This window comes from Pseudomonas sp. DTU_2021_1001937_2_SI_NGA_ILE_001 (assembly GCF_032463525.1).
Lineage (GTDB): Bacteria > Pseudomonadota > Gammaproteobacteria > Pseudomonadales > Pseudomonadaceae > Aquipseudomonas.
This window is the reverse complement of record NZ_CP135971.1, coordinates 3,152,261-3,176,170: the sequence shown is the minus strand read 5'-3', so window position 1 is coordinate 3,176,170 and position 23,910 is coordinate 3,152,261. Positions and strand designations below refer to the sequence as shown.

Here is a 23,910-nt window from a genome sequence, read left to right as displayed (position 1 = left end):
TTTCGGAGTTCGTTATGGCCACCGCCGTGCCCCTGTCTGAAGGCGCCAGCCCCACCCTCAAGCAACGTCTGGCTCGTGCCGAGCGGGTCAACCGCTTCAAGGCTCAGGCATTGATCGCGCCGCTGGTTATCTTCCTGCTTCTGGTCTTCCTGGTGCCCATCGCTGCGCTGCTGTACAAGAGTGTCGGCAACCCGGAAGTCGTCGAAGCCCTGCCCACCACCATCGTCGAAGTCGACAAGTGGGACGGCAAGGGCCTGCCGCCCGAGTCGGCCTACAAGGCGCTGAGCCTGGACCTGGCCGAAGCGCGCAAGAATTCCACCGTGGGTGACCTGTCCAAGCGCCTGAACCAGGAGCTGGCCGGTTACCGCAGCCTGCTGAGCAAGACCGCACGGGCCTTGCCATTCGCCAGCGAACCGGCGTCCTACAAGGATGCCCTGGAAGCGCTGGACGAGCGTTGGGGCGACCCGGCCTACTGGCAAGCCATTCGCCGCAACACCAGCAGCGTCACCCCTTACTACCTGCTGGCCGCGCTGGACCATCGCATCGATGACGTCGGCGAAATCGCCCCGGCGGCACCGGACCAGGCCATTTACCTGGACATCTTCGCCCGTACCTTCTGGATGGGTCTGGTGATCACCGCGTTCTGCCTGGTGCTGGCCTACCCGCTGGCCTACCTGCTGGCCAGCCTGCCGGCCCGGCAGAGCAACCTGCTGATGATTCTGGTGCTGCTGCCGTTCTGGACCTCGATCCTGGTGCGCGTCGCGGCGTGGATTGTGCTGCTGCAGTCCAGCGGACTGATCAACAGTGCGCTGATGGCCATGGGCATCATCGATAAGCCGCTGGAGCTGGTGTTCAACCGAGTGGGTGTGTACATCGCCATGGTGCACATCATGCTGCCGTTCATGATTCTGCCGATCTACAGCGTGATGAAGAACATCTCGCCGAGCTACATGCGTGCGGCCATCTCGCTGGGCTGCCACCCGTTCGCCAGCTTCTGGCGGGTGTACTTCCCGCAGACCTACGCCGGTATCGGTGCCGGTTGCCTGCTGGTGTTCATCCTGTCCATCGGCTACTACATCACCCCGGCGCTGCTGGGCAGCCCCAACGACCAGATGGTCAGCTACTTCGTGGCCTTCTACACCAACACCAGCATCAACTGGGGCATGGCTACGGCCCTGGGCGGCCTGCTGCTGCTGGCCACCATCCTGCTGTACCTGATCTATAGCTGGTTGGTCGGCGCCAGCCGCCTGCGCTTGAGCTGAGGAGAATCGCCATGCTGAGCCCCTACACTTCGCCCATCGAGCGCATCTGGTACTACGCCCTGCGCACCCTCTGCGCGCTGGTGCTGCTGTTCCTGGTCTTGCCGGTGCTGGTGATCGTGCCGCTGTCGTTCAACTCCGGCAGCTTTCTGGTCTACCCGCTGCAGGGCTTCTCGCTGCAGTGGTACGAGAACTTCTTCGACTCGGCCGAATGGATGCGAGCCCTGAAGAACAGCATGATCGTCGCCCCGGCGGCGACCCTGCTGGCCATGGTGTTCGGCACCCTCGCGTCGATCGGCCTGACCCGTGGCGACTTCCCTGGCAAGTCGCTGGTGATGGCCCTGGTGATCTCGCCTATGGTGGTGCCGGTGGTGATCGTTGGCGTCGCCAGCTACCTGTTCTTCGCGCCGCTGGGCCTGGGCAACAGCTACACCTCGCTGATTCTGGTGCACGCGGTGCTGGGTGTGCCGTTCGTGATCATCACCGTGTCGGCGACCCTGCAGGGCTTCAACCACAACCTGGTGCGCGCTGCCGCCAGCCTGGGCGCCTCGCCGCTGACCACCTTCCGCCGGGTGACCTTGCCACTGATCGCCCCTGGGGTGATTTCCGGCGCGCTGTTTGCCTTTGCCACCTCGTTCGACGAAGTGGTGGTGACCCTGTTCCTCGCCGGCCCGGAGCAGGCGACCCTGCCACGGCAGATGTTCAGCGGTATCCGCGAGAACCTCAGCCCGACCATCGCCGCCGCCGCGACCCTGCTGATCGCCTTCTCCGTGGCGCTGCTGCTGGTGCTGGAATGGCTGCGCGGGCGCAGCGAGAAGCTGCGTACCCAGGCGGAGTAAGGCAGCCACCAGTAGGGGCGGCTTCACCCGCGATGGGACTCGGCTGCTTCGCGGCTGAAGCCGCTCCTACGACATATCCGGAAATGATGGAGTACAATGCGCGCCACCGTGATTCTGCCAACAGGTGCGCCATGCAGCCCTTCGTCATTGCTCCATCGATTCTTTCCGCCGACTTTGCCCGCCTGGGGCAGGAGGTCGAGAACGTACTCGCCGCTGGAGCCGACTTCGTTCACTTCGACGTGATGGACAACCATTACGTGCCGAACCTGACCATCGGCCCGATGGTCTGCAGCGCGCTGCGCAAATATGGCGTGACTGCGCCCATCGACGTGCACCTGATGGTCAGCCCCGTGGACCGCATCATCGGTGACTTCATCGAGGCCGGCGCCACCTACATCACCTTCCACCCTGAAGCCTCCCAGCACATCGACCGCTCGCTGCAGCTGATTCGCGACGGCGGTTGCAAGGCCGGCCTGGTATTCAACCCGGCCACGCCGCTGAGCGTGCTGGAATACGTGATGGACAAGGTCGACATGATCCTGCTGATGAGCGTCAACCCCGGCTTCGGCGGACAGAAGTTCATCCCCGGCACCCTCGACAAGCTGCGCCAGGCGCGTGCGCTGATCGACGCCTCGGGGCGTGACATCCGCCTGGAAATCGACGGCGGCGTGAACGTGAAGAACATCGGTGAAATCGCCGCCGCTGGTGCCGATACCTTCGTTGCCGGTTCGGCGATCTTCAACGCCCCGGACTACAAGGCGGTCATCGAGCAGATGCGCAGCGAACTGGCGTCCGCCCGCTCATGAGTGGCTTCGAGCAGCTTTTTCCAGGTCAGCTGCCGAAGCTGATCATGTTCGACCTGGACGGCACCCTGGTGGACTCGGTGCCAGACCTCGCCGTGGCGGTGGACAAGATGCTGGTCGCCCTGGGGCGGCCGCCAGCCGGCCTGGAGGCGGTGCGCGCCTGGGTCGGCAATGGTGCGCCGGTGCTGGTGCGCCGTGCCCTGGCTGGCAGTATCGAGCACGACAGCGTCGATGACGCTCTGGCCGAGCAGGGGCTGGAGCTGTTCATGCAGGCCTATGCCGAGGCGCACGAACACACCGTGGTCTACCCCGGTGTACGGGAAACCCTCAAGTGGCTGCAGAAGAAAGGCGTCGAGATGGCGCTGATCACCAACAAGCCGGAGCGCTTCGTCGCCCCCTTGCTGGATGAAATGAAGCTGGGGCGGTTCTTCCGCTGGATCATCGGTGGCGACACCCTGCCACAGAAGAAACCCGACCCGGCGGCCTTGTTCCAGGTCATGTCGCTGGCCGGCGTATCGGCCGGCCAGGCCCTGTTCGTCGGTGACTCGCGCAGCGACGTGCAGGCCGCCAAGGCGGCCGGCGTGGCCAGCGTGGGCCTGACCTATGGCTACAACCATGGCCGACCGATTGCCGAAGAGCAGCCCTCGCTGGTCATCGACGACCTGCGCAAGCTGATTCCCGGTTGCCTGGACCAGGGCGCTGAGATACTGTTGCCCGACATCGAACAGCCCTCGCAACGAGGTTCCATCGTGGTGGTCACCCGCAAACTCTGGATGAAGGTCATCAAGGCTCTGGCGCGTTGGCGCTGGCGCGCCTGATTCGTTCGCGGCCGCTCGCGCGGCACGTTTGCCTGCTTGACCCTTTGTCCCGAACCACGAGGTGACTCATGAACCGCGAAGAATTCCTGCGTCTGGCCGCTGAAGGCTATAACCGCATTCCCCTGGCCTTCGACACCCTGGCCGACTTCGACACCCCCCTGTCCATCTACCTGAAGCTGGCCGACCAGCCGAACTCCTATCTGCTGGAGTCGGTGCAGGGCGGCGAGAAATGGGGCCGTTACTCGATCATCGGCCTGCCGTGCCGCACGGTGCTGCGGGTACATGGCTACAAGGTCAGCGTCACTGTCGATGGGGTGGAGACCGAGAGCCTGGAAGTCGAAGACCCGCTGGCCTTCGTCGAGACCTTCAAGGCTCGCTACAACGTCCCGACCTTGCCGGGTCTGCCGCGCTTCAACGGCGGCCTGGTGGGCTACTTCGGCTACGACTGCGTGCGCTACGTCGAGAAGCGCCTGGCGCATTGCCCAAACCCGGACCCGTTGGGCGTGCCGGACATCCTGCTGATGGTGTCCGACGCCGTGGTGGTGTTCGACAATCTGGCCGGCAAGATGCACGCCATCGTTCTGGCCGACCCCGCTCAGCCCCAGGCCTATGAAAACGGTCTGGCGCAGCTCGATGGCCTGCTGGAAAAACTGCGCCAGCCGATTACCCCGCGCCGTGGCCTGGACCTGTCGCGTCCGCCAGCCGCCGAGCCGGCGTTCCGCTCCAGCTACACCCAGGGCGATTACGAGCGCGCCGTAGACAGCATCAAGCAGTACATCCTCGCCGGCGACGTGATGCAGGTGGTGCCGTCGCAGCGCATGTCCATCGACTTCAAGGCCGCGCCCATCGATCTGTACCGTGCGCTGCGCTGCTTCAACCCCACGCCGTACATGTACTTCTTCAACTTCGGTGACTTCCATGTGGTGGGCAGCTCGCCGGAAGTGCTGGTGCGCGTCGAAGACAACCTGGTCACCGTAAGGCCTATCGCCGGTACCCGCCCGCGTGGCGCCACCGAGGAAGCCGACCGCGCCCTGGAAGAAGACCTGCTGTCAGACGACAAGGAAATCGCCGAGCACCTGATGCTCATTGACCTGGGTCGCAATGACACCGGGCGGGTTTCGGAGATCGGCAGCGTGCGCTTGACCGAGAAGATGGTCATCGAGCGTTATTCCAATGTGATGCACATCGTTTCCAACGTCACCGGCCAGTTGAAGAGCGGCCTGACCGCCATGGATGCCCTGCGCGCCATTCTGCCGGCCGGCACGCTGTCGGGTGCGCCGAAGATCCGTGCCATGGAAATCATCGACGAGCTGGAGCCGGTCAAGCGCGGCGTGTACGGCGGTGCGGTGGGCTACATGGCGTGGAACGGCAACATGGACACCGCGATTGCCATCCGCACGGCGGTGATCAAGAACGGTGAACTGCATGTGCAGGCCGGTGGCGGCATCGTTGCCGACTCGGTGCCGGCGCTGGAATGGGAAGAAACCATCAACAAGCGCCGCGCCATGTTCCGCGCCGTGGCTTTGGCCGAGCAGACCGCCCAGGATTGAGGCGCAGGCCTGCTAGGTTTTGTACGAAAAGTCGGCGAGCGAAGGTCAGGCAAGGCAAAAACAGGCGAGGAAGCGGAGTTTACTGGAGTAAATGAGCATTCCGAGCCTGTTTTTAACGCAGCATGGCCGAGCGCAGGCACTTTTCGTACAAAACCTAGGGGCGGCTTTGACCGCAGTACTGGTCAGCCAGGACTTTAGAGCTTGCTCGCGAAGGCTGCGTCATTTTCACAGCAGATGCAGTGAACATGCCGGCCTCTTCGCGAGCAAGCTCGCTCCAACAAAAGCCAGAGCGCGCCGACTAACCTGTAGTCTTCGCGGCTGAAGTCGTTCCTACAGGCAGTCAAGCCGCTTCCATCAGTCAGAAGTCCAACGTCAGGCCCAGGCTGACGCCCTGTTGGGTCAGGGTGTCGTTCTTGCGCCAGTTGTAGCCGGCGCGCAGGTTGAGGTCTTCGGTCAGTTTGTGGGCGACGCCCAGGGTCGCGCGGTTCAGGCTGCGCGCCGGGGTGTAGCCGGGCAGTTCGAAATCGACCGACGGCAAACTGTTGAAGGCCATGCGCACCTGCTGCGCATCGGTCTCGAATTCGCGCTCATGGGCAAATTCTCCCCATAGCTGCGTGGCCGCAGTGAACTGCCATTTGCCCTGCACGCCGACCCCGGCGCGTTTCGAGGTGCGCTGCTGGTCGGCGAAGCTCAGGGCTGTCGAGTCTGCACCGTTCTCCCGATAACCGTCCACGTCCACCCGCGCATAGTCGGCACTCACGAAAGGCGACAGATGCCAGGTGCGCTGGCTGCCGGCCAGGTCGTAGCCAAGCCGGGCGCTGACGGCCCACAGTTCGCCACGGGTGTCGCCTTTTTCCTGGCGCTCGCCGGCACCGAGGGCGAAGGTGCGCTTGGCCTGGTCGTAATCCAGGTAACCGCCCGAGGCGGCCAGGTCGCCCCACAGGTGGTTGGCCTGGTACTGCAGGAAGGCGCTGGCGATGTAGCCGTTGAGGCGATAGCGCGAATCCTGCGCACCGGCCTCCAGGCGCTGGCGATAGGCTCCGCCCACCAGCCCGGTGCGCCAGTGCTCGGCGAAGCGATAGCTGCCGCCCAGGGTCAGGCTATAGCCCCGGCCATCGGCCTGGGCACTGCCGTCCTGAGCATCCAGATCCAGGTGCTGGCCGTTGGCCGAGAGGATGCTGCGCCATTGCCCTACGGGTTGCCAGGCTGCGTAGTCGGCCAGCCACTGGGTGCGCAGTTCGTCCTGCTGGGTGCGCAGGGCGTTGTGGCCCATCTCCGGCAGTAGCGTCAGTTCCCAGGGCGCGGCCAGCACCGAGAAGGCGTAGTCGGCGAGCAGTTGCTGGGCGGCGGTGGTGGGGTGCACGCGGTCGTTGAAGAACAGCCGGTTCGGATCGGCCGTGGCGCTGCTGATGCCGTACACGGGGTTCTCGCGGCAGCTGTCGCCGCTGAAGCAGGTGCCGACCAGATTGGTGTCGGCGGCGAAGCCGAAGCGTGCCGGGTCGGCGACGACCTCGCTGATCAGCAGTGGAATGTTCAGCGGCATCACTTGGGCGTCGATGCCTTCCAGGCGTTCGACCAGCCGCTCGTTGAAGGCTTCGCTGAGTGACGAGAGGGTCGACTGCAGGGGCGTGTCTTCGAAAGCCGGCGTCTGGCCGATGTCTGGCAGCAGCCAGACCATGATGTAGCGCGCGCCGGCCTGCTGCAGCACCTGCACGCTGTCGGCCAGACGGCCGCCGGCGTCGCGGGCATCGCCGGCGCTGAGTACGCGCAGTTGCAGGAAGTCATTGCCGCCACCGGTCAGGTAATAGAGGGCGTTCGGGTCGGCGCGCAGGCCATTGCTGGGCAGGTAGCCAGGGCGGGTGCGCAGTACGGTGCCGGAATCGGGGTCCGCTACCTGCGACTCGGACGTGATGGCGTCGTAGATCTGGTCGGTACGGTCGCCACCCACTGCCCAGTTCTGCCCGTCGGGCACGCCGAGTGCGGCATTCACCGGAGAGGTCGAAGCCGCCAGGTCACCGGCCGGCACCTCCAGCATGCGCCCCAGCAGCGTGGAGGAGCTGAACCCGATGGGTTCGGTCGCGCCATAGGTCGGGCCGACGCGATTGGTGAAACGCAGGGTGGCACCGGGCGGGCCGTCGACATCGGGAAACTGCCCGGCATCCACCAGGCTGTCGCCAAACACGATCATCGTGGAGTAGGGCGCGGCATGGCCCGTAGCCGGCAGGCAGGCCAGGGTGAGCAGACTGGCCAGCAGAGGCTTGCGCCAGGCGCGAAACGGCAAGAGTGAGTGGTGCATCGCGAACATCCCTTGTTTTTGTTTTCACTGACCCTAGCAAGCTCCTGCCAGCTCGCCAGTGACGCGCCCGCCACCCGCCAGGCGGTCGTGCAAAGGCCGCTGGCAGGCTGGTGTGCTTTATCCAGGCGTTTCTGATGGGATATCCCGGCGGTTTTCTTGCGTACAATCATTGCGCCGTGTGACTCGGTACGCTAATGTCCCGAAACGTTTAGATGAGACTCCTTCCGTGACGACTGTCAGCAAACTCTTGATGCGCGTTATCAAGGCCCACGCCCGTTGGCGTTGGCGCGCCTGACTGCTTCTTCTTCCGGCCTGGCCGGACTCGTAATGCTATGCCCCCCGTGAATGTCTGCCACTTCGACTCGGTTACCCGAACGGACCGGTCGTGCAAGCCTGTGAGCGACATCCCGGCGTGAGGCCGTTTCAACAGTCAGCGATTTCAAGAGGTGTGCCCATGTTGCTGATGATCGATAACTATGACTCCTTTACCTATAACGTCGTGCAGTACCTGGGCGAACTGGGCGCCGACGTGAAGGTGATCCGCAACGACGAGCTGAGCATTGCCGAGATCGAGGCCCTTAATCCCGAGCGCATCGTCGTTTCTCCAGGCCCCTGCACCCCCAATGAAGCCGGCGTCTCGCTGGAGGTAATCCGCCATTTCGGCGGCAAGCTGCCGATCCTCGGCGTGTGCCTGGGACACCAGTCGATCGGCCAGGCCTTTGGCGGCGATGTGGTGCGTGCCCGCCAGGTGATGCATGGCAAGACCAGCCCGGTGGTGCATGAGAGCAAGGGCGTGTTCGCTGGCCTCAACCAGCCGCTGGTGGTGACCCGTTACCACTCGCTGGTGGTCAAGCTCGACACCTTGCCCGAGTGCCTGGAAGTGACCGCCTGGACCGCCCATGAAGATGGCGCGGTCGACGAGATCATGGGCCTGCGCCACAAGACCCTGAATATCGAGGGGGTGCAGTTCCACCCCGAGTCGATCCTGACCGAACAAGGCCACGAACTGTTCGCCAACTTCCTCAAACAGACCGGCGGCACGCGTCAGGCATAAGGATTTCCCATGAGCACCCCAATGAATATCAAGCTCGCCCTGGACCGAGTGGTCAATCACCTGGACCTGAGCACCGAGGAAATGAGCCAGGTGATGCGTGACATCATGACTGGCCAATGCACCGACGCGCAGATCGGCGCCTTCATGATGGGCATGCGCATGAAGAGCGAGAGCATCGACGAGATCGTCGGCGCGGTCTCGGTGATGCGCGAGCTGGCCGGCAAGGTCGAGCTGCAGTCGCTGGAGCGGGTGGTGGACATCGTCGGCACCGGTGGCGATGGCGCGAACATCTTCAACGTGTCGACGGCAGCGGCGCTGGTGATTTCCGCCGCCGGCTGCACCGTGGCCAAGCACGGTAACCGTGCGGTGTCCGGCAAGAGCGGCAGCGCCGACCTGCTGGAAGCCGCCGGCGTGTACCTGAACCTGACCCCTGTGCAGGTGGCGCGCTGCATCGACAGCGTGGGCATCGGCTTCATGTTCGCCCAGGCCCATCATGGGGCGATGAAGCACGCCGCCGGCCCACGCCGCGACATGGGGCTGCGTACCTTGTTCAACATGCTTGGCCCGCTGACCAACCCGGCTGGCGTGCGTCATCAGGTGGTCGGCGTGTTCAACCAGGCGCTGTGCCGACCGCTGGCCGAAGTCTTGCAACGTCTGGGCAGCCAGCATGTGCTGGTGGTGCATTCCCAGGACGGCCTCGACGAATTCAGCCTCGCTGCGCCGACCTATGTGGCCGAGCTGAACAAGGGTGAGATCAGCGAGTATTGGGTACAGCCTGAAGACCTGGGCATGAAGAGCCAGAGCCTGTACGGCCTGGTGGTCGACAGCCCAGAGGCATCGCTGGCGCTGATTCGTGATGCATTGGGCCGGCGCAAAACCGAAAGCGGGCAGAAGGCCGCCGAGATGATCGTGCTCAACGCCGGTGCTGCGTTGTATGCCGCCGACCATGCCACCAGCCTCAAGGAAGGCGTGGAGCTGGCCCATGATGCGCTGCATACTGGTCTGGCCCGCGAGAAACTCGAAGAGCTGGGCGCCTTTACCGCCGTATTCAAGCAGGAGAACGAAGGATGAGCGTGCCAACGGTTCTGGAAAAAATCCTCGCCCGCAAGGCCGAGGAGGTCGCCGCCCGGCGTGCCCAGGTGAGCCTGGCCGACCTCGAACGCCAGGCCGCGCAGGCCGACGCGCCGCGCGGCTTCGCCAATGCACTGATCGAGCAGGTCAAGCGCAAGCAGCCGGCGGTGATTGCCGAGATCAAGAAGGCTTCGCCAAGCAAGGGCGTGATCCGCGAAGACTTCCATCCTGCAGACATTGCCCGCAGCTACGAGCAGGGCGGGGCGACCTGCCTGTCGGTGCTGACCGATATCGACTTCTTCCAGGGTGCCGATGCCTACCTGCAGCAGGCGCGCGCCGCCTGCCAACTGCCTGTGATCCGCAAGGACTTCATGATCGACCCCTACCAGGTGGTCGAAGCGCGGGCGCTGGGTGCCGACTGCATTCTGCTGATCGTCGCTGCGCTGGACGACGCGCGCATGGCCGAACTGGCCGCCACCGCCAAGGGCGTGGGCCTGGACGTGCTGGTCGAGGTGCATGACGGCGATGAGCTGGAGCGTGCCCTGAAGACCCTCGACACGCCGCTGGTGGGGGTCAACAACCGCAACCTGCACACCTTCGACGTCAGCCTGGAAACCACCCTCGACCTGCTGCCGCGCATTCCGCGTGACCGCCTGGTGATTACCGAGAGCGGCATTCTCAACCGTGCCGACGTCGAGCTGATGGAAATCAACGACGTTTACTCGTTCCTGGTCGGCGAGGCCTTCATGCGGGCAGCGCAGCCGGGTATCGAGCTGCAGCGCTTGTTCTTCCCCGAGCGTGCTCCGGCAGTGAGCGCTGTCGGCCCGGCCATCGACTGAGCCGGGCATGAGCGCTCAGGTGCTCGACACGACCGTGGAGCAGGGCCTGCAGTTCGAGCAGGACCTGCTGGCATCGGTGTGTGCCGGCGAGGCCGAACACGGGTTGCTGTTCTGGCGGCCCCTCGACCAGGCCTTGGTGATGCCGAGGCGCATGAGTCGCCTGCCGGGTTTCGAGGCCGCCTGCGAGCCACTGGCCGACAGCGGCTGGCCGGTGCTGCTGCGTGAAACCGGTGGTGAGCCGGTGCCGCAGTCGCCGGCGACGGTGAACATTGCCCTGGTCTACGCCCAGCCCTCTGACGACCTGGACCGCGAGCGGATCGAGACCGCCTACCTGCGCCTGTGCCAGCCACTGCTCGATGTACTCGGTGAGCGAGCATCGTTGGGCGAGGTGGACGGCGCATTCTGTGACGGGCGCTACAACGTCAACCTCGACGGTCGCAAGCTGGTCGGTACCGCCCAGCGCTGGCGCCAGGCCCGAGGCGGGGCGCGCCCGGTGGTGCTGGTGCATGGCGCCTTGCTGCTGGACAACCAGCGTGACGAGATGGTGGCCGCGGTGAACCGCTTCTACCTGGGGTGCGGGCTGCCGGCACGTGTAAGGTCGGCCAGCCACATTGCCTTGCATGAGGTCTTCGCCGGGGATGCGCTGCTCGACCGCCTGGCCGAGCGCTATCGACACCTGCTGGCGGCGTTGTAGAGCGCTGCTCAGCGGGTGCCGTAGACCACCATGGTCTTGCCACGCACGTGGACCAGGCTTTGTTCTTCCAGCGACTTGAGTACGCGACCGACCATTTCCCGTGAGCAGCCGACGATGCGGCCGATTTCCTGGCGAGTGATCTTGATCTGCATGCCGTCGGGGTGGGTCATGGCGTCGGGCTGCTTGCACAGGTCCAACAGCGTGCGCGCTACCCGGCCGGTGACGTCGAGAAACGCCAGGTCGCCGACCTTGCGAGTGGTGTTGCGCAGTCGGTCGGCCATCTGCCCGCCAAGGGCATAGAGGATTTCCGGCTCCTGCAGCACCAGTTCACGGAATTTGGCGTAGCTGATTTCCGCGACTTCGCATTCGGTCTTGGCGCGCACCCAGGCGCTGCGCACGGTGGCCAGGCCGGGCGGCTGGAACAGGCCCAGTTCGCCAAAGAAGTCGCCGCTGTTGAGGTAGGCGACGATCATTTCGCGGCCTTCGCTGTCGTCGATCTGGATCGTTACCGAGCCCTTGAGGATCAGAAACAGCGAATCCGCCGGCTCGCCAGCACAGATGATATTGCTTCTGGCGGCGCAGCGACGGCGTTGCGCGTGAACCAACAGTTTATCGATGCTCTTTATCTTCGAAGTGACGGGTAGGGCTGCCATGCGTATGTCCCGAGGTAGTTCTGCGCCTGATTGCTTGTTATGCGTATCGGCCAAAGCGCTTTTATCCCCAGCACTTTGCTTTAACTTTGGCATTGTTTGCGAAGTTTCCTACACAAGTACTGCGCAAGTCATGGCTTATCCATCTGGCGTGCCGCCCTGTACGCGCACCTTGCGCTGGATGCGCAACACCCCCTAATCTGGCGGCCTTTTTTTCAGCAGTGGAGTCTGGCGATGAAAGCACGCATCCAATGGGCTGGCGAAGCCATGTTCCTCGGCGAGTCTGGCAGTGGTCACGTGGTGGTCATGGATGGCCCGCCGGAGAGCGGTGGTCGTAACCTGGGTGTGCGGCCGATGGAAATGGTGCTCATCGGTCTGGGCGGTTGCAGCAACTTCGATGTGGTGAGCATTCTCAAGAAAGCGCGCCAGCCGGTGGAAAGCTGCGAGGCCTTCCTCGACGCCGAACGCGCCAGCGAAGACCCGAAGGTGTTTACCCGCATTCACCTGCATTTCGTGGTCAAGGGCCGCGGCCTTAAGGAGGCGCAGGTCAAACGTGCCATCGAGCTGTCGGCAGAGAAGTACTGCTCGGCCTCGATCATGCTCGGCAACGCCGGGGTGAAGATCACCCACGACTACGAGATCGTCGAGCTGGGCTGACTGCCCTGTCCTAAATGAAAAAGGCGCCTTGCGGGCGCCTTTTTCATGTGTGCGGTCAGATCCGATAGGTGCTCTTGGTCATGACCTTGGCCAGTATGCTCATGCCGAACTTGACCGGTGCCGGAAAGCGGAAGCCGCCGGCATCCAGTGCGGTTTCGGCATGCTGGGCTTCATCGGTGCGCATCTGTTCGAGGATGGCGCGGGACTTGGCGTCTTCGGCCGGCAGTTGGGTCAGGTGCTCGTCGAGGTGCTTGCAGACCTGATCTTCGGTGGCTGCCACGAAGCCCAGGCTCATGCGGTCGCTGATCAGCCCGGCGGCGGCGCCGATGCCGAACGACAGGCTGTAGAACAGCGGGTTGAGCACGCTGGTGTGGCTGCCCAACTGGTGAATGCGCTGTTCGCACCATACCAGGTGGTCGATTTCTTCCTCGGCGGCATGCTCCATGGCCTTGCGCACCTGTGGCAGCTTGGCGGTCAGGGCCTGGCCCTGGTACAACGCCTGGGCGCAGACTTCGCCGGTGTGGTTGATGCGCATGAGGCCGGCAATATGCCGGGTCTCGTCCTCGCTCATCTTGTGTTCGGGCAGTGGAATGGCCGGCGACGGGCGGGGAGACTGGCCGCTCGAAGGCAGCAAAGTGCGCATCGCGCTATCGGCCTGCAACAAAAGCTTGTCCAGGACGGAGTAATGACGTTCGGTTGCCATGGGCACCTCCGGTGATATCCATTGGCCCCAGTCTACTGCAATCCCTGGCCTGAGGCTTGAGGCGGATCATCCTGCCACGATATTGCCGATTCGCGGCAGGCTGCGACCGCTGGTCGGGACTCAGCCCGGTGGCCAGTTCATCTGGCGCTGACCGAGCACATGCATGTGGATGTGATACACGGTCTGGCCACCCAGTTCATTGCAATTCATCACCACCCGGAAGCCTTCTTCGCAGCCCAGCTCGCGGGCCAGACGCTGGGCGGTGAACAGGATGTGGCCAGCCAGACCCTTGTCTTCTTCGGTCAGGTCGTTGAGGGTGCGGATGGGCTTTTTCGGAATGACCAGGAAATGCACCGGCGCTTGCGGGGCGATGTCGTGGAAGGCCAGGACCTGATCGTCCTCGTAGATGATGTTTGCCGGGATTTCCCGGTTGATGATCTTGGTGAAGATGGTATCCACTGCCATGGGCTCCTTTTAGGGTGGATGGGTCTGTCCGCAGTGTACTGAGCAAGCGGCGCTTCGTCAGTAATTCAGGCAGCGCTTGCGGTTGAGCAGGCCGCTGATGCGTCGTACCAGCCAGCGAGAAACCAGCCGTGGCGCCAGTGTCCGCAGGCGGTTGCCCCAGCCCGGTACGATGACCGCCTGATCGCGCTCGAGCGCCCTGACGGTATACAGCGCCAGTTCTTCCGGGCTCATCAGCGCTGCTTCGTCGGCGCGTACCTGGGCCGTGCGCCAGAACGCCGTACGGGTCGGGGGCGGGCAGAGCACCGAGACTTTCACGCCGTTCTTGCGGCCTTCTTCGCGCAGCGCCTCGGAGAAGTGCAGCACGTAGGCCTTGCTGGCGGCATAAGTGCTCATCCACGGGCCGGGCTGGAAGGCAGCCATGGAGGCGATGTTGAGAATCTGCCCGCCGCCATGCAGGGCCATCAGGTTGCCCACCGTGTGGCACAGGCGCGACAGGGCGAGGATGTTGAGGTCGATGAGGTCCTGTTCGGCAGCCCATTCCTGACCCAGGAACGGACCGCAGGTGCCGATGCCGGCGCTGTTGACCAGCAGGTCGATCTGGTGCGGGCTGTCTTCCAGCTCCAGCAGGAAGCCCGACAGGCGTAGCGGCTCGCCCAGGTCGCAGGCCCGCAACAGCACTTCGACCCCGAAGCGCTGGGTCAGCTCCAGGGCGATGCTCTCCAGCAGGTCGCGCTGACGGGCCACCAGGATCAGGTTGTGCCCGCGGCGTGCCAGGGCTTCGGCCATGGCCAGGCCTATGCCACTGGAGGCGCCGGTAATCAGGGCGTAACGGGTCATGCGGGTCTCCATCGTGTGGCAATTGCATCGTTGCGGCATATCGACTGCCAAAGCGCGCAGCGAGTCACGCCTTTGGCCTGGTTTACTCCGACACCAGGCCGCCGATGATGACCAGCAGGGTCATGATCACCACCAGGACCAGCCAGACACCGGCGAGGATCTTCACGGCCCGGCTGTTGGGGGGCGGCGGCGGGCCGTAGCGGTTAGGGCCGCGGGTGCCCGGCATGAACATCATCACCAAGGGGAACAGGCTGCCGACGAACGGCACTAGATTGAGCAGTAACAGCCAGCCCGACCAGCCCATGTCATGCAGCCGCTGTACGCCGATGGGCAGCGTTGCGGCGACCACCACCAGGGAAATGGCGATCATGCCCATGCTGGCGAGGCCTTCTGAAAGCGGCATGAATACGCTGCCCACGATCATCGCACCCAGCAAGATGCTGATCAGCGCCAGTGACCAAGCCAGGTAGCGCAGGCGGCCGATGCGCCCGCTCAGGCTGAAGACCTTCAGTTGTCCATAGCCTTGCGGGCTTTCTACCTCCACCTCGGCCTTGGGCGGGGCGTAGGGCGAAAAGGGCTCGGCGGGCGGTGCGGGGTGCGCAGGCGGCGTAGGCGCAAGAGGCTCGACCTTGTCCAGGTTCAGGCTCACTTCCGGCTCGATGTGCGCCTGCACGCCGGCCTCCTGCAAGGCCTGAAGGTAGCGTTGGGCCTGGGGTTGATCCAGGCCGCGCTTGAGCACGTGAGGCTGGCCGTTGAACAGGGGCTCGACGGCCTCCAGTTCGCTCTTGAACAGTTGTGCAAGGTTGGCCCTGGCCGTCTCGGGCGCCACGTCGCCGAACAGCTGGCCTTCGAAAACGATTCTGAAATGGGTTTCGGTCATGCAAGGCTTCCTTGTCCCAAAGAGAGGGTGTCGATGCTTGGGCAGCCCGGCGGTCTGGCGGTTCATCACCAGCCGCGAGGGCCAGGTAATCAAAAGGGTTTGACCACCACGAGAATCACCACGGCCAGCAGGATGAGTACGGGAATTTCATTGAACCAGCGATAGAACACGTGGCTGCGGCCTGGCTCGCCACGCGCGAAGCGTTTGATCTGCGCGCCGCACATATGGTGGTAGCCGACCAGCAGGACCACCAGGGTCAGCTTGGCGTGCAGCCAGCCCTGACTGAGCCAGCCGGGGTTCAGCCACACCAGCCAGGCACCGAGCAACAAAGTGGCGATCATCGAAGGGCCCATGATGCCACGGTAGAGCTTGCGCTCCATGATGCTGAAGCGTTCGCGGCTGGGGGTGTCTTCGCTCATGGCGTGGTAGACGAACAGACGAGGCAGGTAGAACAGGCCAGCGAACCAGCAGACGATGGCGACGATGTGCAGCGCTTTGATCCATAGGTAGAGCATCAGGAGGGTCCTCCAGGTTCACGGTGGCCGAATAGTAGGGCGACGATGGCCCGTACGTCACGCTGTCGGTTGTCGCGCAGGCGTCAGGCCCCTATCATCACCGGCTTTCCAGTCGTTTTGTTGAGGGCAGGTCATGGTCAAGGTCGGTATCGTCGGCGGCACGGGTTACACCGGAGTCGAGCTGCTGCGTCTGTTGGCACAGCATCCACAGGCACAGGTGGAGGTCATCACCTCGCGATCCGAAGCCGGCATGGCAGTGGCCGACATGTACCCGAACCTGCGTGGCCACTACGATGGCCTGGCCTTCAGCGTGCCAGACGTGAAGACCCTGGGGGCCTGTGACGTGGTGTTCTTCGCCACCCCGCATGGCGTCGCCCATGCCCTGGCCGGCGAACTGCTGGCGGCCGGCACCCGGGTCATCGACCTCTCGGCGGACTTCCGTCTGCAAGACCCGGTGGAGTGGTCCAAGTGGTACGGCCAGCCGCATGGCGCACCGGACCTGCTCAAGGATGCCGTCTATGGTCTGCCCGAGGTCAACCGTGAGCAGATCAAGGGCGCACGCCTGATCGCCGTGCCGGGTTGCTACCCTACCGCCACGCAGCTGGGTTTCCTGCCGCTGCTGGAGGCCGGCCTGGCCGACAACAGCCGCCTGATCGCCGACTGCAAGTCCGGGGTCAGCGGTGCCGGGCGCGGTCTGAGCGTCGGCTCGCTGTATTCCGAGGCCAACGAAAGCTTCAAGGCTTATGGGGTCAAGGGCCACCGTCACCTGCCGGAGATCAGCCAGGGCCTGCGTCGCGCCGCCGGTGGTGACATCGGCCTGACCTTCGTACCGCACCTGACACCGATGATCCGCGGCATCCACGCCACCCTTTATGCGACCGTGGCGGACAAGGCCGTAGACCTGCAGGCGCTGTTCGAGAAGCGTTATGCCGACGAGCCGTTCGTCGATGTCATGCCGGCCGGCAGCCATCCGGAAACCCGCAGCGTGCGTGGTGCCAACGTCTGCCGCATCGCGGTACACCGTCCGCAGGGCGGCGACCTGGTCGTGGTGCTGTCGGTGATCGACAACCTGGTCAAGGGGGCTTCGGGCCAGGCGGTGCAGAACCTCAACATCATGTTCGGCCTGGATGAGCGCATGGGGCTGTCCCACGCTGGCATGATGCCTTGATGCTGTACGGCCGAGCACGTCTTGCCCGGCCGATCTCGTCGCAATAGTTGACCTGTTTTCTCGGACAAGCGGATAATGCCCGTCATTACGCATCACGACGGCTTAACGCCGGGAGATATCTGACATGAGTGTGGAATCCTTCACTCCAGTGGCCCTGGAATTCACCCCCGGTGCCGCGCACAAGGTGAAAACCCTGGTCGAGGAAGAGGGCAACGATCGCCTGAAGCTGCGGGTTTTCGTAACGGGCGGTGGCTGCTCGGGCTTCCAGTACGGCTTCACTTTCGATGAAGACGTGGCCGAAGATGACACCATCGTCGAGCGCGAGGGCGTGAGCCTGGTGGTCGACCCGATGAGCTTCCAGTACCTGGCGGGTGCCGAGGTGGATTATCAGGAAGGTCTGGAAGGTTCGCGTTTCGTGATCAAGAATCCGAACGCCACCACCACCTGCGGGTGTGGTTCGTCGTTCTCGATCTGATTCGTCACGCCGATTAGCAAAAAGCCGCGCATCTGCGCGGCTTTTTCGTTTGCGAGCGTTGGCTTCAGGCCGGGTAGATTGCGCCGAGCACACGCAGGCCACGTGCGCCGGTCACCGTTGGGCGGTTGGCCGGTACGCTTTCCAGGCAGCAATGTGCCAACCAGGCAAAGGCCATGGCTTCGACCCAATCGGGGTCGACACCGAAACTTGCCGTGCTGCTGACCCGGGTATTCGGCAGCAGGGCGGCCAGCCGATTCATCAACGCCTGGTTGTGGGCGCCGCCACCGCAGACCAGCAGTTCGATGGTCCCGGTCTGGGCGCTCTGCAGCGACTGGGTGATGCTCTGCGCGGTCAGTTCCAGCAGGGTAGCCTGGACATCTTCTGCTGCCAGGCCAGGAAACTGTTGCAGGTGGCGGTTCAGCCAGGCGAGGTTGAAGACTTCGCGTCCGGTGCTTTTCGGCCCCTGGGTCTGGAAGAACGGGTCGGCGAGCAGTCTGTTGAGCAGCAAGTCGTTGACCTGGCCGCTGGCTGACCAGTCGCCATTACGATCGAAGGGCAGATTGCGCTGCGCCTGTATCCAGGCATCCAGCAGCACGTTGCCAGGACCGCAGTCGAAGCCGGACACCGGCCGATCCGATTCGATCAGCGTCAGGTTGGTGAAGCCCCCGACATTCAGCACGGCGCGGCGATCACGATTGTCATCGAACAGGGCTTCATGGAAGGCCGGTACCAGCGGTGCGCCCTGACCACCGGCGGCGATGTCGCGGCGGCGGAAGTCGGTGACCACGGTGATCTCGGTCAGCTCGGCCAGCAGTGCCGGGTTGCCGATCTGGATGGTGAAACCGCGGGCGGGTTCATGGCGGATGGTCTGGCCATGGCTGCCGATGGCGCGGATCTGGCCGGCGACCATGTTCTGCTCTTGCAGCAGGGCCAATACGCCCTGGGCGACCAGGCGTACCCACTTCTGTTCAGCAAGGGCGGCACGGGCCAGTTCGTCGCTGCCCGTGGCGCACAGATCGAGCAGCTCGGCACGCAGATCTGCCGGCATGGGAATGTAATGCGTGGCCAGCAGCCTGGGCCGGTCATCCTGTTCCAGCAGGGCGATATCCATCCCGTCGAGGCTGGTACCGGACATTACACCAATGTAGAAGTGGGCCATGGCTTACCTTTTGTTCATGGCCAGCTTGGTGGCCTTTTCCTGATCCATGCGCGCCATCAGCGGTTGGCTGACCTGCATGAACCGCTGCTTTTCCGCCTTGGCGATCGGGTCGGCCATTGGCAGTTTCTGGCCCAGCGGGTCGACGTGAACGCCGTTGACCTGGAACTCGTAGTGCAGGTGCGGGCCGGTCGACAGGCCGGTGGTGCCAATATAGCCGATGACCTGACCCTGCTTGACGCTCGAGCCTGTCTGGACGCCTTTGGCGAAGCCCTGCATGTGGCCGTAGAGAGTACGGTAGGTGTCGCCGTGCTGGATGATCACGGTATTGCCGTAGCCGCCACGACGCCCGGCCAGCAGAACCTTGCCGTCACCGGTGGCCTTGATCGGCGTGCCGCGCGGTGCGGCATAGTCGACACCTTTGTGGGCACGGATCTTGTTCAGGATCGGGTGCTTGCGGCCCAGGGAGAAGACCGAGCTGATGCGCGCGAAATCCACCGGTGTGCGGATGAACGCCTTGCGCATGCTGTTGCCTTCGGCGGTGTAGTAGTTGGCAACACCCTGCTTGTTCACGTAGCGCACGGCTGTGTAGGTCTTGCCGCGGTTGGTGAAGCGGGCCGCGAGGATGTTGCCGGTGCCGATGGTCTTGCCGTTGACGAATTTCTGCTCGTAGACCACGTCGAACTCGTCGCCCTTGCGCAGATCCTGGGCGAAGTCGACGTCATAGCCGAAGATCTCGGCCATGGCCATGGTCATCGAGTGCGAGAGGCCAGCGCGTTGCGCCGACAGCGACAGCGAGCTGTTGATCACGCCGTGGGCGTAGGTATTGCGGGTGTCGGGCTTGCTGACTTCGCGATCGAAGGTGTAGCCACTCGAGCTTTTCGACAGGCTGATGGATTCCAGCTCGTTGAGCTTGGTGTGCAGCTTCTTCAGCTGGCCGTCCTGGGAAAGCTCGAACTGCAGGATCTGGCCGTCCTGCAGCTTGCTGAATTGCTTGGCCTGTTTGTCGCTGGCCAGTACTTCGTGAACCGAGGAGGCGGGCAGACCGACCTTTTCGAACAGGGTCGACAAGGTATCACCCCGTGCGACCAGCACTTCACGATGGTTGGGGTCTTTCTTCTCGGCGGGGACTGCTGCAACGGCTGCCTGAGACTGCTCGCCTTCGGTAGCGGCGGTGTCTTCGGTAGCGTCTTCGGGTTGGTCGATCTGCGCGAAAGGAGAGGCGCTGTCCTGGGATGTGGCTTCGCTGCCTTTAGTTGCGTCTTGATTCTGAGCCTGTTGATCGACCGGCATTTCCAGGTCAAGGCTGAGATTGGTGCGTTTCGCTTCGACTTCGCTGGAGGGAAATACCAGCAGTGCCAGGCTCAGCAGGGCCGCGATCCCGCTGGCGGCCAATAGATGGCTCTTTGGGTACAGCGGGGGCGCCTTAGGCGGAGTGTCGTTCATGAGTAATTTGACTTTGAAAAAGGTGAAATGGAAAAGATGAATGACATGATGAAGATGAAATAACTGTATAAAATATAATCAAAATCGCTATGAAGCAACCCTGACCGAGCACCGGTCAGGTGTCGCAGGCGTGTGCCGGGCAAAAACTTGTATTTGGGCGCTGATCTTGTAAGGTTGGTGTCCTTTTGAATCGGGGGTGATATGAAGTCGGTTGAAGAGCAGTTGGCGCTGATCAAGCGCGGCGCGGATGAGCTTCTTGTCGAGGCGGAGCTGGTCGAGAAGCTAAAGCGTGGTCAGCCACTGCGAATCAAGGCTGGTTTCGACCCGACTGCGCCCGATCTGCACCTGGGGCACACTGTCCTTATTAATAAGCTGCGCCAGTTCCAGGACCTGGGGCATCAGGTGATCTTCCTGATCGGCGACTTCACCGGCATGATCGGTGACCCGAGTGGCAAGAGCGCGACTCGTCCGCCCCTGACCCGCGAGCAGGTGCTGGCGTATGCCGAGACCTACAAGGCTCAGGTGTTCAAGATTCTCGACCCGGAAAAGACCGAGGTGGCCTTCAACTCCACCTGGATGGACAAGCTGGGTCCTGCCGACTTCATTCGCTTGGCATCGAACTACACCGTGGCGCGCATGCTCGAGCGTGACGACTTCCACAAGCGCTACACCGGCAGCCAGCCGATCGCCATTCACGAATTCCTCTACCCGTTGGTGCAGGGCTATGACTCTGTTGCACTGCGTGCCGATGTCGAGCTGGGTGGTACCGATCAGAAGTTCAACCTGCTGATGGGGCGTGAGCTGCAGCGTGCCTATGGCCAGGAAGCTCAATGCATTCTGACCATGCCGTTGCTCGAAGGTCTGGATGGCGTGAAGAAGATGTCCAAGTCCCTGGGCAACTACGTGGGTATCCAGGAGGCACCAGGCGTCATCTATAACAAGCTGGTCTCGATCCCTGATTCTCTGATGTGGCGTTACTTCGAGCTGCTGAGTTTCCGCTCCATGGACGAGATCAATGCGCTGCGTGCCGATGTAGAGGCGGGTGCCAATCCGCGTGACATCAAGATCCAGCTGGCCGAAGAGATCGTCGCGCGTTTCCATGGCGAAGAAGCAGCGGCCAATGCTCATCGCTCTGCGGGCAATCGCATGAAAGATGGTGAGCTACCGGAAGACCTGCCGGAAGTGGCTATCGCTTCCGCTGAAGATCTGCCGATCTCGGCCGTCCTTAATAAGGCGGGCCTGGTGAAGAACGCGGCGGGTGCTCGTGACCTGTTGGCGGCGGGCAGTGTTCGCGTCGATGGTGAGGTGGTCGATCGCGGCTTCGTATTCAAGCTGGGCGTGACGCACGTTTGCCAGGCCGGCAAGAAGGCTTTTGCCCGTATTACGCTGAATCGCGAATAAATCTGAAATAAGTGTTGACGACCTTTCAGATGTCCTTATAATGCGCACCACTTCCAACGCGGAATGCACCGAAAACTCCTTGAGAATCAACGAGTTAAGGTGAAGCGAAAGAAGTGGTGCGAATCTTCGGATTCCGGCGGTGAAAAAGGCAGTTGACAGCAACTTAGGATGCTGTAAGATTCGCCTCCCGCTGACGAGATGATCGAATGATCGCTCGGCACGCAAGCGTTTCGAAGTTTGAATCGAGATTGAAACTTCTGAAAATAAACGCTTGACAGATTAAGAGGTTAGCGTAGAATGCGCGCCTCGGTTGAAGCGAAAGGCTCAACCAACCGCTCTTTAACAACTGAATCAAGCAATTCGTGTGGGTGCTTGCGCTGTCAGACTGAGAGTCACCAGATTATCAGCAACGTAAGTGACCATGCGAGAAATCACATAGTCATTTGAGATTGCTGAGCCAAGTTTAGGGTTTCTTAAAAACCCAAGCAGTATTGAACTGAAGAGTTTGATCATGGCTCAGATTGAACGCTGGCGGCAGGCCTAACACATGCAAGTCGAGCGGTAGAGAGAAGCTTGCTTCTCTTGAGAGCGGCGGACGGGTGAGTAATGCCTAGGAATCTGCCTGGTAGTGGGGGATAACGTCCGGAAACGGACGCTAATACCGCATACGTCCTACGGGAGAAAGTGGGGGCTCTTCGGACCTCACGCTATCAGATGAGCCTAGGTCGGATTAGCTAGTTGGTGAGGTAATGGCTCACCAAGGCGACGATCCGTAACTGGTCTGAGAGGATGATCAGTCACACTGGAACTGAGACACGGTCCAGACTCCTACGGGAGGCAGCAGTGGGGAATATTGGACAATGGGCGAAAGCCTGATCCAGCCATGCCGCGTGTGTGAAGAAGGTCTTCGGATTGTAAAGCACTTTAAGTTGGGAGGAAGGGTCGTTACCTAATACGTGGCGATTTTGACGTTACCGACAGAATAAGCACCGGCTAACTCTGTGCCAGCAGCCGCGGTAATACAGAGGGTGCAAGCGTTAATCGGAATTACTGGGCGTAAAGCGCGCGTAGGTGGTTTGTTAAGTTGGATGTGAAATCCCCGGGCTCAACCTGGGAACTGCATCCAAAACTGGCAAGCTAGAGTAGGGCAGAGGGTGGTGGAATTTCCTGTGTAGCGGTGAAATGCGTAGATATAGGAAGGAACACCAGTGGCGAAGGCGACCACCTGGGCTCATACTGACACTGAGGTGCGAAAGCGTGGGGAGCAAACAGGATTAGATACCCTGGTAGTCCACGCCGTAAACGATGTCAACTAGCCGTTGGAATCCTTGAGATTTTAGTGGCGCAGCTAACGCATTAAGTTGACCGCCTGGGGAGTACGGCCGCAAGGTTAAAACTCAAATGAATTGACGGGGGCCCGCACAAGCGGTGGAGCATGTGGTTTAATTCGAAGCAACGCGAAGAACCTTACCAGGCCTTGACATCCAGTGAACTTTCTAGAGATAGATTGGTGCCTTCGGGAACACTGAGACAGGTGCTGCATGGCTGTCGTCAGCTCGTGTCGTGAGATGTTGGGTTAAGTCCCGTAACGAGCGCAACCCTTGTCCTTAGTTACCAGCACGTTATGGTGGGCACTCTAAGGAGACTGCCGGTGACAAACCGGAGGAAGGTGGGGATGACGTCAAGTCATCATGGCCCTTACGGCCTGGGCTACACACGTGCTACAATGGTCGGTACAGAGGGTTGCCAAGCCGCGAGGTGGAGCTAATCTCACAAAACCGATCGTAGTCCGGATCGCAGTCTGCAACTCGACTGCGTGAAGTCGGAATCGCTAGTAATCGCGAATCAGAATGTCGCGGTGAATACGTTCCCGGGCCTTGTACACACCGCCCGTCACACCATGGGAGTGGGTTGCACCAGAAGTAGCTAGTCTAACCTTCGGGAGGACGGTTACCACGGTGTGATTCATGACTGGGGTGAAGTCGTAACAAGGTAGCCGTAGGGGAACCTGCGGCTGGATCACCTCCTTAATCGACGACCCAGCTGCGTCGTAAGTTCCCACACGAATTGCTTGATTCCTTGTCGAAGACGATAGCAGCCTGCATATAGGTCTGTAGCTCAGTTGGTTAGAGCGCACCCCTGATAAGGGTGAGGTCGGCAGTTCAAATCTGCCCAGACCTACCAGTTCCCTGGGGCCATAGCTCAGCTGGGAGAGCGCCTGCCTTGCACGCAGGAGGTCAGCGGTTCGATCCCGCTTGGCTCCACCATATTCTGGTTGTCGTTTACTGCTTAGAAAGCAGAAATGAATGTTCGCGAGACGAACCTTGATTTCTG

The 23,910-nt window shown here is 62.2% G+C and carries 22 protein-coding genes, 2 tRNA genes and 1 rRNA gene; 16 read left to right on the top strand and 9 right to left on the bottom strand.

Annotation, left to right across the window (positions count from 1 at the left end; genetic code table 11):
- Positions 1 to 14: 14 nt before the first annotated feature.
- The 5 genes from RRX38_RS13615 (at position 15) to trpE (ending at position 5,269) form a co-directional block, all read left to right on the top strand.
- The gene (locus tag RRX38_RS13615) at positions 15 to 1,262 is read left to right on the top strand and encodes an ABC transporter permease (protein WP_315959568.1); all 1,248 of its coding nucleotides are present in this window, start codon (positions 15 to 17) and stop codon (positions 1,260 to 1,262) included.
- 11 nt (positions 1,263 to 1,273) lie between these two features.
- Positions 1,274 to 2,098, top strand: coding sequence for an ABC transporter permease (locus tag RRX38_RS13610; protein WP_295476206.1), 825 nt, complete (start codon positions 1,274 to 1,276; stop codon positions 2,096 to 2,098).
- 131 nt (positions 2,099 to 2,229) lie between these two features.
- Complete coding sequence (gene rpe / locus RRX38_RS13605; RefSeq protein ID WP_315959567.1) at positions 2,230 to 2,904, top strand: ribulose-phosphate 3-epimerase; 675 nt, start codon at positions 2,230 to 2,232, stop codon at positions 2,902 to 2,904.
- Complete coding sequence (locus RRX38_RS13600; protein WP_295476210.1) at positions 2,901 to 3,719, top strand: phosphoglycolate phosphatase; 819 nt, start codon at positions 2,901 to 2,903, stop codon at positions 3,717 to 3,719. Before rpe ends, RRX38_RS13600 begins: the two co-directional genes overlap by 4 nt.
- A 68-nt stretch (positions 3,720 to 3,787) precedes the next feature.
- The gene (gene trpE, locus RRX38_RS13595; protein ID WP_315959566.1) at positions 3,788 to 5,269 is read left to right on the top strand and encodes an anthranilate synthase component I; all 1,482 of its coding nucleotides are present in this window, start codon (positions 3,788 to 3,790) and stop codon (positions 5,267 to 5,269) included.
- A 358-nt stretch (positions 5,270 to 5,627) separates the two neighbouring features.
- Here trpE and estP read toward each other — a convergent pair whose 3' ends face one another.
- On the bottom strand, positions 5,628 to 7,565 hold the full coding sequence (estP, locus tag RRX38_RS13590; protein ID WP_315959565.1) for an esterase EstP: 1,938 nt from the start codon (positions 7,563 to 7,565) through the stop codon (positions 5,628 to 5,630).
- Positions 7,566 to 8,019: 454 nt separating this feature from the next.
- Between estP and RRX38_RS13585 the strand changes: the two genes are divergently transcribed.
- From RRX38_RS13585 to RRX38_RS13570, 4 genes are read left to right on the top strand one after another with little or no spacing between them, the layout of a single operon-like run.
- On the top strand, positions 8,020 to 8,619 hold the full coding sequence (locus tag RRX38_RS13585; protein ID WP_315959564.1) for an aminodeoxychorismate/anthranilate synthase component II: 600 nt from the start codon (positions 8,020 to 8,022) through the stop codon (positions 8,617 to 8,619).
- 21 nt (positions 8,620 to 8,640) lie between these two features.
- Complete coding sequence (gene trpD / locus RRX38_RS13580) at positions 8,641 to 9,690, top strand: anthranilate phosphoribosyltransferase (protein WP_295476242.1); 1,050 nt, start codon at positions 8,641 to 8,643, stop codon at positions 9,688 to 9,690.
- Positions 9,687 to 10,529, top strand: coding sequence for an indole-3-glycerol phosphate synthase TrpC (trpC, locus tag RRX38_RS13575; RefSeq protein WP_295476218.1), 843 nt, complete (start codon positions 9,687 to 9,689; stop codon positions 10,527 to 10,529). The genes trpD and trpC overlap by 4 nt, the downstream gene beginning before the upstream one ends.
- A 7-nt stretch (positions 10,530 to 10,536) precedes the next feature.
- A complete protein-coding gene (locus RRX38_RS13570) occupies positions 10,537 to 11,223 on the top strand; it encodes a lipoyl protein ligase domain-containing protein (RefSeq protein ID WP_315959563.1) in 687 nt (228 codons plus the stop codon).
- 8 nt (positions 11,224 to 11,231) lie between these two features.
- Here the strand turns inward: RRX38_RS13570 and crp are convergent, their stop codons facing one another.
- The gene (crp, locus tag RRX38_RS13565) at positions 11,232 to 11,876 is read right to left on the bottom strand and encodes a cAMP-activated global transcriptional regulator CRP (RefSeq protein ID WP_315959562.1); all 645 of its coding nucleotides are present in this window, start codon (positions 11,874 to 11,876) and stop codon (positions 11,232 to 11,234) included.
- A gap of 231 nt (positions 11,877 to 12,107) precedes the next feature.
- Between crp and RRX38_RS13560 the strand changes: the two genes are divergently transcribed.
- On the top strand, positions 12,108 to 12,530 hold the full coding sequence (locus RRX38_RS13560) for an OsmC family protein (RefSeq protein WP_295476223.1): 423 nt from the start codon (positions 12,108 to 12,110) through the stop codon (positions 12,528 to 12,530).
- A 55-nt stretch (positions 12,531 to 12,585) separates the two neighbouring features.
- On the opposite strand, the gene coq7 is transcribed toward RRX38_RS13560, so the two are convergent.
- From coq7 to hemJ, 5 genes are all read right to left on the bottom strand, one after another.
- The gene (coq7, locus tag RRX38_RS13555; RefSeq protein ID WP_295476225.1) at positions 12,586 to 13,233 is read right to left on the bottom strand and encodes a 2-polyprenyl-3-methyl-6-methoxy-1,4-benzoquinone monooxygenase; all 648 of its coding nucleotides are present in this window, start codon (positions 13,231 to 13,233) and stop codon (positions 12,586 to 12,588) included.
- A gap of 120 nt (positions 13,234 to 13,353) precedes the next feature.
- Entirely contained in the window at positions 13,354 to 13,692 is a 339-nt protein-coding gene (locus RRX38_RS13550) for a histidine triad nucleotide-binding protein (protein WP_295476244.1), read from the bottom strand.
- A 63-nt stretch (positions 13,693 to 13,755) separates the two neighbouring features.
- Complete coding sequence (locus tag RRX38_RS13545) at positions 13,756 to 14,535, bottom strand: SDR family oxidoreductase (protein ID WP_315959561.1); 780 nt, start codon at positions 14,533 to 14,535, stop codon at positions 13,756 to 13,758.
- A gap of 82 nt (positions 14,536 to 14,617) precedes the next feature.
- Positions 14,618 to 15,415 carry a DUF805 domain-containing protein gene (locus RRX38_RS13540; RefSeq protein WP_315959560.1) on the bottom strand — a complete coding sequence of 266 codons (798 nt, stop codon included), beginning with the start codon at positions 15,413 to 15,415 and terminating at the stop codon, positions 14,618 to 14,620.
- A gap of 89 nt (positions 15,416 to 15,504) precedes the next feature.
- Positions 15,505 to 15,930, bottom strand: coding sequence for a protoporphyrinogen oxidase HemJ (gene hemJ / locus RRX38_RS13535; RefSeq protein ID WP_315959559.1), 426 nt, complete (start codon positions 15,928 to 15,930; stop codon positions 15,505 to 15,507).
- A 133-nt stretch (positions 15,931 to 16,063) separates the two neighbouring features.
- Here hemJ and argC point away from each other — a divergent pair, with 133 nt between their 5' ends.
- Together argC and erpA are read left to right on the top strand one after the other, a co-directional pair.
- Complete coding sequence (gene argC, locus RRX38_RS13530) at positions 16,064 to 17,098, top strand: N-acetyl-gamma-glutamyl-phosphate reductase (protein ID WP_315959558.1); 1,035 nt, start codon at positions 16,064 to 16,066, stop codon at positions 17,096 to 17,098.
- Positions 17,099 to 17,222: 124 nt separating this feature from the next.
- Positions 17,223 to 17,573: an iron-sulfur cluster insertion protein ErpA gene (gene erpA / locus RRX38_RS13525; protein WP_295476235.1), complete on the top strand. Its 351-nt coding sequence runs from the start codon at positions 17,223 to 17,225 to the stop codon at positions 17,571 to 17,573.
- Between the two features lie 64 nt (positions 17,574 to 17,637).
- Here the strand turns inward: erpA and RRX38_RS13520 are convergent, their stop codons facing one another.
- On the bottom strand, positions 17,638 to 18,732 hold the full coding sequence (locus RRX38_RS13520; protein ID WP_295476236.1) for an anhydro-N-acetylmuramic acid kinase: 1,095 nt from the start codon (positions 18,730 to 18,732) through the stop codon (positions 17,638 to 17,640).
- 3 nt (positions 18,733 to 18,735) lie between these two features.
- Complete coding sequence (locus RRX38_RS13515; protein ID WP_315959557.1) at positions 18,736 to 20,175, bottom strand: peptidoglycan DD-metalloendopeptidase family protein; 1,440 nt, start codon at positions 20,173 to 20,175, stop codon at positions 18,736 to 18,738.
- Between the two features lie 201 nt (positions 20,176 to 20,376).
- Between RRX38_RS13515 and tyrS the strand changes: the two genes are divergently transcribed.
- The 4 genes from tyrS (at position 20,377) to RRX38_RS13495 (ending at position 23,843) form a co-directional block, all read left to right on the top strand.
- On the top strand, positions 20,377 to 21,576 hold the full coding sequence (gene tyrS, locus RRX38_RS13510) for a tyrosine--tRNA ligase (RefSeq protein WP_295476240.1): 1,200 nt from the start codon (positions 20,377 to 20,379) through the stop codon (positions 21,574 to 21,576).
- Between the two features lie 493 nt (positions 21,577 to 22,069).
- Positions 22,070 to 23,606, top strand: a 16S ribosomal RNA gene (locus RRX38_RS13505).
- Positions 23,607 to 23,683: 77 nt separating this feature from the next.
- A tRNA-Ile gene (locus RRX38_RS13500) sits at positions 23,684 to 23,760 on the top strand.
- A gap of 7 nt (positions 23,761 to 23,767) precedes the next feature.
- Positions 23,768 to 23,843 (top strand) — tRNA-Ala (locus RRX38_RS13495).
- Positions 23,844 to 23,910: the final 67 nt, after the last annotated feature.

Coding starts and splice junctions, on each gene's coding strand:
- RRX38_RS13615 (WP_315959568.1), top strand. CDS start 15: ATGGCCACCGCCGTGCCCCTGTCTGAAGGCGCCAGCCCCACCCTCAAG.
- RRX38_RS13610 (WP_295476206.1), top strand. CDS start 1,274: ATGCTGAGCCCCTACACTTCGCCCATCGAGCGCATCTGGTACTACGCC.
- rpe (WP_315959567.1), top strand. CDS start 2,230: ATGCAGCCCTTCGTCATTGCTCCATCGATTCTTTCCGCCGACTTTGCC.
- RRX38_RS13600 (WP_295476210.1), top strand. CDS start 2,901: ATGAGTGGCTTCGAGCAGCTTTTTCCAGGTCAGCTGCCGAAGCTGATC.
- trpE (WP_315959566.1), top strand. CDS start 3,788: ATGAACCGCGAAGAATTCCTGCGTCTGGCCGCTGAAGGCTATAACCGC.
- estP (WP_315959565.1), bottom strand. CDS start 7,565: ATGCACCACTCACTCTTGCCGTTTCGCGCCTGGCGCAAGCCTCTGCTG.
- RRX38_RS13585 (WP_315959564.1), top strand. CDS start 8,020: ATGTTGCTGATGATCGATAACTATGACTCCTTTACCTATAACGTCGTG.
- trpD (WP_295476242.1), top strand. CDS start 8,641: ATGAATATCAAGCTCGCCCTGGACCGAGTGGTCAATCACCTGGACCTG.
- trpC (WP_295476218.1), top strand. CDS start 9,687: ATGAGCGTGCCAACGGTTCTGGAAAAAATCCTCGCCCGCAAGGCCGAG.
- RRX38_RS13570 (WP_315959563.1), top strand. CDS start 10,537: ATGAGCGCTCAGGTGCTCGACACGACCGTGGAGCAGGGCCTGCAGTTC.
- crp (WP_315959562.1), bottom strand. CDS start 11,876: ATGGCAGCCCTACCCGTCACTTCGAAGATAAAGAGCATCGATAAACTG.
- RRX38_RS13560 (WP_295476223.1), top strand. CDS start 12,108: ATGAAAGCACGCATCCAATGGGCTGGCGAAGCCATGTTCCTCGGCGAG.
- coq7 (WP_295476225.1), bottom strand. CDS start 13,233: ATGGCAACCGAACGTCATTACTCCGTCCTGGACAAGCTTTTGTTGCAG.
- RRX38_RS13545 (WP_315959561.1), bottom strand. CDS start 14,535: ATGACCCGTTACGCCCTGATTACCGGCGCCTCCAGTGGCATAGGCCTG.
- RRX38_RS13540 (WP_315959560.1), bottom strand. CDS start 15,415: ATGACCGAAACCCATTTCAGAATCGTTTTCGAAGGCCAGCTGTTCGGC.
- hemJ (WP_315959559.1), bottom strand. CDS start 15,930: ATGCTCTACCTATGGATCAAAGCGCTGCACATCGTCGCCATCGTCTGC.
- argC (WP_315959558.1), top strand. CDS start 16,064: ATGGTCAAGGTCGGTATCGTCGGCGGCACGGGTTACACCGGAGTCGAG.
- erpA (WP_295476235.1), top strand. CDS start 17,223: ATGAGTGTGGAATCCTTCACTCCAGTGGCCCTGGAATTCACCCCCGGT.
- RRX38_RS13520 (WP_295476236.1), bottom strand. CDS start 18,732: ATGGCCCACTTCTACATTGGTGTAATGTCCGGTACCAGCCTCGACGGG.
- RRX38_RS13515 (WP_315959557.1), bottom strand. CDS start 20,175: ATGAACGACACTCCGCCTAAGGCGCCCCCGCTGTACCCAAAGAGCCAT.
- tyrS (WP_295476240.1), top strand. CDS start 20,377: ATGAAGTCGGTTGAAGAGCAGTTGGCGCTGATCAAGCGCGGCGCGGAT.